This window comes from Dickeya sp. MK7 (assembly GCF_000406305.1).
In the GTDB taxonomy this organism is placed as follows: domain Bacteria; phylum Pseudomonadota; class Gammaproteobacteria; order Enterobacterales; family Enterobacteriaceae; genus Dickeya; species Dickeya fangzhongdai.
Genome location: NZ_CM001984.1, coordinates 4,345,079 through 4,355,785, shown reverse-complemented (window position 1 = coordinate 4,355,785; position 10,707 = coordinate 4,345,079). Strand labels below are relative to the sequence as shown.

The 10,707-nt window shown below is 56.7% G+C and carries 8 protein-coding genes and 1 tRNA gene; 6 read left to right on the top strand and 3 right to left on the bottom strand.

Annotated elements, in window-relative coordinates; all coding sequences use genetic code 11:
* Positions 1-99: 99 nt before the first annotated feature.
* A complete protein-coding gene (epmA, locus tag DXXMK7_RS18800) occupies positions 100-1,077 on the top strand; it encodes an elongation factor P--(R)-beta-lysine ligase (protein ID WP_038665188.1) in 978 nt (325 codons plus the stop codon).
* An 80-nt stretch (positions 1,078-1,157) separates the two neighbouring features.
* Here the strand turns inward: epmA and mscM are convergent, their stop codons facing one another.
* The 3 genes from mscM to rsgA all read right to left on the bottom strand — a co-directional run bounded on the left by mscM (position 1,158) and on the right by rsgA (position 6,543).
* The gene (gene mscM, locus DXXMK7_RS18795) at positions 1,158-4,481 is read right to left on the bottom strand and encodes a miniconductance mechanosensitive channel MscM (RefSeq protein ID WP_038920370.1); all 3,324 of its coding nucleotides are present in this window, start codon (positions 4,479-4,481) and stop codon (positions 1,158-1,160) included.
* 29 nt (positions 4,482-4,510) lie between these two features.
* On the bottom strand, positions 4,511-5,422 hold the full coding sequence (gene asd, locus DXXMK7_RS18790; protein WP_038920368.1) for an archaetidylserine decarboxylase: 912 nt from the start codon (positions 5,420-5,422) through the stop codon (positions 4,511-4,513).
* Between the two features lie 71 nt (positions 5,423-5,493).
* Positions 5,494-6,543, bottom strand: a complete 1,050-nt coding sequence (gene rsgA, locus DXXMK7_RS18785; RefSeq protein ID WP_038920367.1) for a small ribosomal subunit biogenesis GTPase RsgA — start codon at positions 6,541-6,543, stop codon at positions 5,494-5,496.
* A gap of 147 nt (positions 6,544-6,690) precedes the next feature.
* On the opposite strand from rsgA, the gene orn reads away from it, so the two are divergent.
* The 5 genes from orn to DXXMK7_RS18760 all read left to right on the top strand — a co-directional run bounded on the left by orn (position 6,691) and on the right by DXXMK7_RS18760 (position 10,707).
* Positions 6,691-7,233: an oligoribonuclease gene (gene orn, locus DXXMK7_RS18780; protein ID WP_038920366.1), complete on the top strand. Its 543-nt coding sequence runs from the start codon at positions 6,691-6,693 to the stop codon at positions 7,231-7,233.
* A gap of 179 nt (positions 7,234-7,412) precedes the next feature.
* Positions 7,413-7,488: transfer RNA gene (locus DXXMK7_RS18775), tRNA-Gly, on the top strand.
* Between the two features lie 442 nt (positions 7,489-7,930).
* Positions 7,931-9,466 carry an amino acid adenylation domain-containing protein gene (locus tag DXXMK7_RS18770; protein ID WP_049842644.1) on the top strand — a complete coding sequence of 512 codons (1,536 nt, stop codon included), beginning with the start codon at positions 7,931-7,933 and terminating at the stop codon, positions 9,464-9,466.
* A gap of 3 nt (positions 9,467-9,469) precedes the next feature.
* The gene (locus tag DXXMK7_RS18765; RefSeq protein WP_049842643.1) at positions 9,470-9,736 is read left to right on the top strand and encodes an acyl carrier protein; all 267 of its coding nucleotides are present in this window, start codon (positions 9,470-9,472) and stop codon (positions 9,734-9,736) included.
* A 23-nt stretch (positions 9,737-9,759) separates the two neighbouring features.
* Positions 9,760-10,707, top strand: coding sequence for a chlorinating enzyme (locus DXXMK7_RS18760; protein WP_038920365.1), 948 nt, complete (start codon positions 9,760-9,762; stop codon positions 10,705-10,707).

The window sequence follows — 10,707 nt, the reverse complement described above, 5'->3', positions numbered from 1 at the left end:
AGGTAAGCCAAATAGAGAAAAACCCTTCGCGGGATAAATTTGTCTGGCTGTGGTGATGCGGGTAGACTGCACCTCCAGTTTTAGTGTGGAGTGGAAATCATGAGCGAAACGGCAAGTTGGCAGCCCAGCGCCCCTGTCGCCAATCTGTTGAAGCGGGCGTCGATAATGAAAGAAATCCGGCGTTTCTTCTCAGACCGCGGCGTGCTGGAAGTGGAAACGCCGGCCATGAGCCAGGCGACGGTGACGGATGTGCATCTGTTCCCGTTCCAGACCCACTTTGTCGGCCCCGGCGCCGCCGATGGCATGGCGCTGTATCTGATGACCAGCCCGGAATACCACATGAAACGCCTGCTGGCGGCGGGCAGCGGGCCGATTTACCAACTGTGCCGCAGTTTCCGCAACGAAGAATCCGGCCGTTATCACAACCCTGAGTTCACCATGCTGGAGTGGTATCGCCCGCACTATGACATGTACCGGCTGATGAACGAAATGGATGACCTGCTGCAACAGGTGCTGGAGTGCGACAGCGCGGAGATGCTTTCCTATCAGCAGGCGTTCCAGCGTCATCTGGAAGTGGATCCGTTGTCGGCGGACAAGGCGCAGCTGCGTGAAGCGGCGGAGAAAATCGGCGTGGGGGATGTCGCCAACCGGGAAGAGGATCGCGACACCCTGCTGCAACTGCTGTTCGCGTTTGGCGTGGAGCCGCAAATCGGCCGCGACAAACCGGCGTTTGTCTACCATTTCCCGGCAACGCAGGCGGCGCTGGCGGAAATCAGCACCGAGGATCACCGGGTGGCGGAGCGTTTCGAGGTCTATTACAAAGGCATCGAACTGGCTAACGGTTTTTGCGAACTGACCGACAGCAAAGAGCAGCGTCAGCGTTTCGAGCAGGATAACCGTAAACGCGCGGCGCGCGGCCTGCCGATGCAGCCGATCGACGAAAACCTGCTGGCGGCGCTGGAAGCCGGCATCCCGCCGTGTTCCGGCGTGGCGCTGGGCGTTGATCGTCTTGTGATGATGGCGCTGAATGCCGAGTCTATCGGCGAGGTGATGGCGTTTACGGTGGATCGCGCCTGACGCCGCTTTTCCTTTATTATTCAGTCTGACTGAAAACCACGGAAGCCATCGCTTACCGTGGTTTTCTTTTTGCAGAGGGGTTACAGCCCGCCAGCAGTGCGGGTTGACGTGGCGGCGTTACGCCCGACGATCTGCACCGAATCCATCTGTACCTGGAACGGCGGGAACGGCATCACCAGATGGTGTTCGCGGTAGCTTTCCAGAATCAGCTGGTGCAGTTCGTGGCGCAGCGGCATGCGGTGGCCCATTTCCGCGGCGAAGATACGCAGTTCGAAAATCTGGATGCCCTGACGCAGGTCCACCAGAAATACTTCCGGCGGCGGGTTATCCAGCACCAGCGAGCAGCGTTTCACCGCGTCCAGCAGCAGCGTGGTGACCTCCTGCGTACTGGCGTCGGCGGGCGCCGGGATGGTCAGCACTACGCGGGTGACCGAATCGGACAGCGACCAGTTGATGAACTGCTCGGTGATGAACGCCTTGTTGGGTACGATGATCTCTTTGCGGTCCCAGTCGGAAATCGTGGTGGCGCGGGTATTGATGCGCATCACGCTGCCGGTCAGATCGCGGATGGTCACGGTATCGCCGATGCGGATCGGTTTTTCGAACAGAATGATCAGGCCGGAGATGAAGTTGGCGAAGATCTCCTGTAAGCCGAACCCCAGCCCCACGCCAAGTGCCGCCACCAGCCACTGTAATTTTGACCATTCGATGCCGATCAGCGAGAACCCCATCAGCCCGCCCACCAGCATCAGCAGGTATTTGCTGACGGTGATAATGGCGTAGCCGGTGCCGGGCGACAGCTCGATATGCTGCAGCACCGCCAGCTCCAGCAGCGCGGGCAGGTTGCGTACCAGCTGCGCGGTGATGACAAACACCAGCAGCGCGATCAACACCGAGCCGAGGGTAATCGGCTGTATGCTCTCTACGCCTTTCACCGTGCTGGTGACGTCCCACAGGCTGATATTTTCCATAAACGCGAAAGCGGAATGGATTTCCGACCACAGCGCAATCACCGACACCAGCGCAATCAGCGTCAGGATGGAGCGCACCAGTTTCAGCGAGCGGGCGCTGATGGCGTCCAGATCCACCACCGGTTCTTCCACCACGTCGACGCCGGCTTCGTGCGACGACGGGTTGGTGTCTTCCTCGCCGCGGGCGCGTTGCGCCAGCATGTCCGCCCGGCGCTGTCTGGCGCGGTCAAAGGCGATGCGGCGGCGTTGAATCCACATCCAGCGGCGAATGATGTGATAAATCACCAGCAGGAAGAACCAGATGGCGACCGAGGTTTCCAGCCGCGCCAGCAGCGCCTGCGAGGTGGTCAGGTAGCCCAGACAGGATGCCAGCGCGGCAATCAGCGGGATGCAGATCATCAGATTCCACATCGCGCGGTTCACCGGGTTTTCGCCGGATCCTTCCTTATCCAGATACAACGGAATACCGGCGCGTTTCAGGCTGGTGGTTACCAGACTGAGCGCCATACACAGCAGAATAAAGCACAACCGCCCCAGCGTGCTGGAAAACTCCCGGTCGTTGAGGTTATCAAAGGTGATCAGCGCCATTACCAGCGGCACGATAAAGCCGATGGACAGGCGGTAGTAACGCATGGCGCGCGCCACCTGTTTCGGCGACCAGCCGAAATGCACGATGAACAGCCCCTGACGGTGGGAAAACGCGGCGCAGACCATCACCACCCACATCAGCGGCACCGTGGCGGTAACGCTATCGCCGATCGCCACCGCCACCGGGTAGGGCCAGGCGTTTTGCAGGCCATAACCGAGCGCGGCCCACAGCACCGGCAGCGGCATCGCCACCATCACCGACCAGAACACGGTACGCAGCGTCAGCATGAAATAGTCGAGGGTGACTTTGCCCACCCGGCTGCTGGCGCGCTCCAGAAAAGCATGATAATGACGACGCGAGCTGATGCTGAGTCCGACCAGCAGCAACGCGCCCAGCAGCGGCAACAGCGTGCTCTGGCTGGTCGCCATCATCAGCATCGCGCCGCTAAGTTGGGTAAAGGTATCCAGCGACAGCAGGCGCGACAGGTCGCGCAGCAGGTTGAGCGGGTAGGCGAAACCGATCGGGTCGACATCCGCCACCCAGAACAGATAGCGATGCGCCGCATCGCGGATCTCGGTCAGCGCGTCCTCCAGCTGGCTGCTGGCGACTTTCAGCTTGGTCAGTTCCAGAATCTGGGTGTCGCAACCGGAAATCAGCGACGTGAGCAGATCGCGCTGGGTGCGTTGCTGATCGTTGACGATCTTTTGCTGGGCGGCGGTTAACGGGGTGCCGTCGTCCTGCCGGGCGGGTTCGCCGGCCGCCGACAGTTTGTTGAGCAGGTCTTCGTAATGCAGACGCTGGGCGCGCAGTTGCGCCATGTCGCCGTCCAGTTGTTGAGGCTTGGGCATTTCCGGCAGTCGCGCCACCTGCGCGCGCAGGGTTTCCCCCAGCGCCGGCGACGAGCCGAGCCACTGCGCCTGTTCGCGCAGCGTGCTCAGCGCCTGACGTACCTGTAGCGTTTGGGCGGCGGTCTGGCGCTGACGGGCGGCGATCTGATCCATGCGCTGCGCCTGCTGGTTGAGCGCCACGGAGAGTTCGCGGTTGGTTTGCAGCAGGCCGGCGACCGCCGCAGGCAGTTGGCCTTCCTGTTCCGCCAGTTGCTCGGTACGCTCCAGCGCCTGCTCCGCCTCGCGCTGGCGCAAGGTGTTCAGCGTGCTGCGCAACAGCTGCAGTTGATTGTCCAGCCGGTCGCGCCGCTTTTTGTAGACATCCGCCTGCAGGCGCGACAGTTCCTGACGGTTGCTGGCGGAAAGCTGCGCCAGCTCCAGCTCTTCCACCCGGCTTTTACGCAGCGCCGCTTCGGCCTGCAATGCGGCCAACTGAGCCTGTCCGAGCGCGGTGGTCGGGTTGCCCAGCGCCTGCAGACGCCGTTCGACTTCGCTCAGCGCACGGTTGGCTTCGGTTTGCTGTTGCGGCAGTTGGGCCAGCGAATCGCTGATTTCCCGCTGGCGGTCCTGTTCCTGCTGCAACTGGCGGCCTTGCTCCAGCAACTGGCTGCTGAACTGGACAATCTGTTGTTCCAGCTCGTTGACCGATGTCGTTTTCGGCGGCGCGGCCGGTTTGGCGTTTTCGGCATCCAACTGCTGGCGCAGTTCGCGGGTCAATTTGGGAAAGTCGTCAATCGCGCGCTGGTACTGGTCGGCACGCTGGCGGGTGTCCCGGCGTTCGTCCAGCAGCCGCAGCGCCGACTGTAACTCTTTGACGATATCGGCCTGCGCCGGGGTGTTCTTGTTGGCTTCGGCCTGTTGCAGCTCCTGCTTCAGTTGCGTTTCGTCAGGCAACTGGGCGGCCAGCGACGTGGTTGATAACAGGCATCCCAACAGGAAAATCAGAATCAGACGCACGGCTGGCCTCCTCAGGCGGGTTGATGGGGTCAGGGGGTATCGCTGTCGTTGGCGGCATTCATGCGCGCCAAAACGTCCTCATCCAGCGCTTCGGCCATGGCTTCACCCATGCGAGTGGCGCTTTGGCTGGCCAGTCCGGGCATCAATTGCACCCGGTCTTTCGCAAACAGGTTAATCACCGTGGAGCCGAGTTTGAAGCGGCCCATCTCGTCGCCTTTCTCCAGAATTACCGCGCCTTCGCCTTCCATCGGATAGGCCCAGCGTTTGATGATGCCTTCGCGCGGAGGGGTTACCACCCCCGCCCAGACGGTTTCGATGCTGCCGACGATGGTGGCGCCGACCAGAATCTGCACCATCGGACCGAACGGCGTATCGAACAGGCAGATCACGCGTTCGTTGCGGGCAAACAGGTTCGGTACGTTGGCAGCGGTCAGTGGATTGACCGAAAACAGGTCGCCCGGCACGTAAATCATATCGCGCAAAATGCCGTCGCACGGCATGTGGACGCGGTGGTAATCGCGCGGGGAGAGATAGGTGGTGACAAACAGACCGTCACGGAACAGGTCGGCGATAATGTAATTGCCGGCCAGCAGCGCTTCGAGCGTGTAGTCGTGCTGTTTGGCCTGCAGGATCCGGTCGTCGTCAATGGTGCCCAGTTGAGAGATGGCGCCGTCGGCAGGGAACACCAGCCGGTTCGGCAGCGGGTCTACCGGGCGGATGCCAGGCTTCAGCGGGCGCACAAAGAAGTCGTTGAACGAGCGGTAGGATGCGGTATCCGGTTGCTGCGCTTCCTGCATGTTGACTTTGTAGATGCGGGCAAACAGGTCAATCACCAGTTTGGTGAGCATGCCGGCCTGACGGTCGGCTCCCCAGCCAGCCAGTTGCGTCAGCCAGACCTTCGGGAGCAGATGTTGTAGAGCAATCTTGATTCTGTCCAGCACAGTGAGCCTCGTCGTTTTTTTAAGGGTACGCCGTAAAAAGGGGCGCATTGTAGCGGTGGATACGATAAATGTCAGTTATCCGGAGCAGAAAAGGATTTACGCGTTTTTACCTGCGCCATGCTCTCAAGGATACGGTGATAATTGTCGAAACGCTCTGGTGCTATCTCTCCGCGTTCCAGCGCGGCGCGAATGGCGCAGCCGGGGTCGGTGTCGTGTTTGCAGTCGCGGAATTTGCAACTGCCCAGGTATTCGCGGAACTCGATAAAACCGCGCGTCACCTGTTCCGGATCCAGATGCCACAGCCCGAATTCGCGCACGCCCGGCGAGTCGATGACATCGCCGCCGTGCGGGAAATGGTACAGACGAGCGGCGGTGGTGGTGTGCTGGCCCAGTCCGGAAGCGTCGGATACGTCGTTGACCAGAATTTGGGCGTCGCCAGGGTAGAGCAGTGCGTTGAGCAGGCTCGATTTACCGACGCCGGACTGCCCGGCAAAGATGCTGACGCGGCCGGTTAGCGCGGCTTCCAGCTCGGCGACGCCCTGCTGGGTGTGGCTGGACATCATCAACACCCGGTAGTGCAGCGCGCGATAGATATCCATCACCTCTTCCACAAACGCCCGGCCTTCGTCATCCAGCAGATCGGTTTTGTTGAGCACGATCAGCGGCTCGATTTCCAGCGTTTCGCAGGCCACCAGATAACGATCGATAATATTGAGCGACAGCTCCGGCAGAATGGCGGAGACAATCACAATCTGATCGATGTTGGCGGCAATGGGTTTGAGACCGTCATAGTAGTCCGGGCGGGTCAACACCGACTGACGCGGATGCACCGCCTCGACGATGCCGCTGATGCCGGCCAGCGTTTCGTTGCCGGCGCGCCAGACCACCCGATCGCCGGTGACCAGCGAGTGGATGGTTCGGCGAATGTTGCAGCGGTGCAGCTCGCCGTTCGGCGCTTCCACATCGGCGTGCATGCCGAAACGACTGATGATGACGCCTTCCTGCGGTTCGCTCAGTTGGCTGTCATCCCACTCGACCTTGCTGTCGGCATGTTTCAGGCGGCGCTGATGGTTGGCGCTGACCCGCCGTTGCTGACCTTTTGACAGTTTCTTTTTACTCACGCAGTCTCTCTTGGTTCGGCGCTTATCGCCGGTGGCGATGGAAGCGACTATAATACACGCTATTTTATTTTAATTAACCGCCGCCAGCGGGCCTGTCAGCCTGCCGCCGGCGAAATTTTCAGCAACGGCGACACGGGAAAGGCGACGATGGTAAATGAAAACAACCTGATCTGGATCGATTTGGAAATGACGGGGCTGGATCCCGAGCGGGACCGGATCATCGAGATCGCAACACTGGTGACCGATGCCAACCTGAACGTACTGGCGGAAGGCCCGACGCTGGCGGTGCATCAGCCGGACAGCCAACTGGCGCTGATGGATGACTGGAACGTGCGCACCCACACCGCCAGCGGGCTGGTGGATCGGGTCAAAGCCAGCGCCTTTGACGAAAGCGCCGCGGAACGGGAAACCATCGCATTCCTGCAGCAGTGGGTGCCGGCGGGCAAATCGCCGATTTGCGGCAACAGCATCGGGCAGGATCGCCGCTTTCTGTTCCGTTACATGCCGGAACTGGAAGCTTACTTCCACTATCGTTATCTGGACGTCAGCACGCTCAAAGAACTGGCGCGCCGCTGGAAGCCGGAGATGCTGGCCGGATTCAAAAAGCGCAACACCCATCAGGCGCTGGACGATATCCGCGAATCGGTAGCGGAACTGGCTTACTACCGCGAGCACTTTATCCAGCTGTAACGGCATCCTCCACCAGGAAACCAGGAAAATCGCCCGGTTCTGCGGGCATTTTCAGCGTATTGATGATTTTGTCAGCACTTGAACGACATTTTTCGTCAGGGGGGTTGCGGGAAAAAACGTTTCTCGTATAATGCGCTCCCCGTAACGACAGAAAGTAGTGCGACGTTACGCCACACCCTGCGGGAATAGCTCAGTTGGTAGAGCACGACCTTGCCAAGGTCGGGGTCGCGAGTTCGAGTCTCGTTTCCCGCTCCAAATTCAGTTGTGCAGATGAATGTCTGCATGATGCAGAAAACCACCGAAAGGTGGTTTTTTTGTTTCTGCCGTTCGTTATAGCAAACCCGCCGACTGATTCTTACCAACACGATTTTCCCACCGCTTTTTCCCACGAGCGGGTCTTCCCTGATTCCTGTCCTCGCCCTTCCTGCAATCGGCGTGTCCGCAGCGTGCCTGACGGGGAAACCCCGACATCCGCGTTCTCCCCTTATTCGCTTTACACCGCTTTGATAAGAAAACCATTGCGAACTGACAAGGTGCGGTGTGGCATGCCTGACGTCGGGCGGTTCGATTAACAGCGTATAAAAATGACTTCTTAATAAAAAAATCAGCATATAAAAAACGCTTGTTCGCTTTAGTGGTATTGTATAGTCTTTAAAAAAACAAATGTGATGCCAATGTGAACGAAAAGGAGGATGGTGTGAACGCTAAGCCCTCATCCACGCAGCCGAGAAGGACACTCTTGGGGTGCTTTCTGGCAGCGGCGGAAAAGTATCCCGACCGCATCGCCGTCAAAGATCGCGAAACAAGTCTCACCTACCAGGCCATGAAGGGCTTGATCCTCAATATCGCCAGCGCGTTGCGTGAATTGCAGGTGGTGCCGGGTAACCGCGTCGCCGTCGAACTTACCCCTTCCAAAGAGCTGATCGCGGCATTGCTCGCCGTGCAATATGTCGGGGCTGCTTATGTTCCTCTGGATAAGAAGGCGCCGCTGGAAAGAAACCAACTGATCGTGAATGACGCCAGGCCCGCTTTGATTATTTCCGATAGCGACATGACTCCTCATCGGGATGTCAAAAATGTGCACATACAGGCTTTGACGTCTGCTTCTGCTTCATCCGACATATACGATCAGTCACGGCTCGAAAACACGGCTTATATCATCTACACCTCAGGTACCACAGGAAAACCCAAAGGTGTGCCGATTACCCACGGCAATCTTGAAGCATTATTTTCCGCTACCGCCGCTATTTATAATTTCAACCAACAAGACGCAACGCTGTTGTATCACTCCTATGCATTTGACTTTTCAGTATGGGAAATATGGTCGGTTCTGGGTTATGGCGGAAAATTGGTTATACCTGACGATGAAACCAGAATTGTTCCGGATGCTCTGGCCAGACTAATTAAAGAAGAAAATATTACATTATTAAATCAAACACCCACCGCATTTTCTGTGAATGCCGATAAACTCTGCCAATTTAAACCAGACGAACTCTCGCTACGTTGCATTATTTTTGGTGGGGAGCGATTGAATTTCCAAACGCTGAAACGTTGGCATAATCATTTTGGATTACATTCCCCCATACTGGTGAATATGTACGGCATCACCGAAACGACGGTGCATACCAGTTGGCACATTGTCAGCGACGCCGATTTAATCAACCCCGACTCCAATATTGGGCGAGTGCTGCCAGATTTTCATTACATTATTAGACCTATCGGAAACGAGCCTTCCGCAGAGGAAGGTGGTGAGCTTCTGTTATCCGGTCCACAGGTTACTCATGGATACCTGAATATAAACAACGACGAAAGCCGAAAATTTATCTGGCTGGAAACAGAGGGTGTATCGCGAAGATATTATTGTTCCGGTGACGTGGTAAAGCATAACCATGACGGTGAACTGCTCTATCTTGGTCGATGCGACGACCAGGTGAAAATCAATGGATTCAGGATTGAAACTGGCGAAATCGAATCTGTCCTGGCACAGATAGACGACATTGACGACATTTCAGTGCTGGCGGCAAAGACCGAAATGCATGGTCATCACTTGATCTGTTTCTTTACCACTTCATCGAAGATTGCAGAAGGTGATGTAAAGGAGAAGTTGAAGTCTCTGGCCCGACTCGCTTTGCCTGTATATATGCGTCCGATGCTTTACAGGCGAGTCGACGTGATGCCAAAAACGGTAAACGGAAAGGTTGATAAAAAATTAATTTTGCATTCAATGGAGTAAATCATGACTGTCACTGATGCTTTAAATTCCCAAGACCATATCCAGAATAAAACAGCCCAGAAGGAAAAAGCACTAGAGCAATATTTACTGTGGCTGAGCGATATCCTGGAGCAGTCGGTTAAACCCGGCGATAACTTTCTCGACGCAGGCGGTCACTCGATGATTGCTATTTCGTTAAATGAAAGGGTTAAAAAAGAATTCGGACTTACGCTATCAATGGAGCGTTTATATAACACGACATTAAAAGACGTTTTCTTTGCAGCCAAATAGTTCCCTAACAGAGGATATGTAAAATGAGTAAGACATTACACCTGACAGAAGAACAATTGGATGGCTTTCATCGCAACGGTTATATCGGCCCGTTAACTATTTATACTCCGGATGAAATGAATGAAATCTGGAATAAAGTGCGTCGCCAATTACCTGACCGGAGTAATGCCGCCTATCCATCCGACTCCTACAGCGCGGCGACAAACATCTCCAATTATGATCGTCATCTGGATGTTGAACTCCTTAGCCGGCATATTACCAATCCACGTATCGTCGCCCCTGTTTCCGATATTCTGGGCAAGGATGTGCTGTGCTGGCGGACCGAGTTTTTCCCAAAATATCCGGGGGATGAGGGGACTGACTGGCATCAGGCCGACACCTTCGCCAACGCCAGCGGCAAGCCGCAGATTCTATGGCCCGGCGAAACGGAAGATCGCTTCGGCAAGGGAACGCTTACCGTCTGGACGGCCTTTACCGACGCCACGATTGAAAATGGCTGTCTTGAAATCATGCCCGGCACGCACCACAAGATGAATTACGACGAAACCAAGTCGATGGCATATCAGACAGATATTATCAATAACCGCGCGAAAGAGGGTAAAAGCCGGGGGTTCTTTGGCTATGACTACCGTGAACTGCAAATCGAGCCGGACTGGAAACCAGACGAAAGCAAAGCGGTTCCATTGGTAATGAAGGCGGGCCAATGCGTGATCTTCTGGTCCACGCTGATGCACGCTTCCTATCCCAACTCGTCCAAAAAAGACTTCCGTATGGGGTTTGCCACGCGCTATGCGCCAAGCGTTGTCGATATCTATCCCGATACCGACGTCGTGCAGGAGTACGGCGGCAGTATTCCGCTCGATAAGTTTGGGTGCGTTATTGTTTCAGGCCGGAGCCTCAACGGAAGAAACCGTATCGCTTCAAATAACCTGCTCGGGCAACCCTTCACTCCCCTGACTGAAACCCTATAA

What these genes read in the sequence shown, in the direction of transcription:
- DXXMK7_RS18765 (WP_049842643.1), top strand. Translation starts at nt 9,470, where the DNA reads ATGACTGTCACTGATGCTTTAAATTCCCAAGACCATATCCAGAATAAA.
- DXXMK7_RS18760 (WP_038920365.1), top strand. Translation starts at nt 9,760, where the DNA reads ATGAGTAAGACATTACACCTGACAGAAGAACAATTGGATGGCTTTCAT.
- epmA (WP_038665188.1), top strand. Translation starts at nt 100, where the DNA reads ATGAGCGAAACGGCAAGTTGGCAGCCCAGCGCCCCTGTCGCCAATCTG.
- orn (WP_038920366.1), top strand. Translation starts at nt 6,691, where the DNA reads ATGGTAAATGAAAACAACCTGATCTGGATCGATTTGGAAATGACGGGG.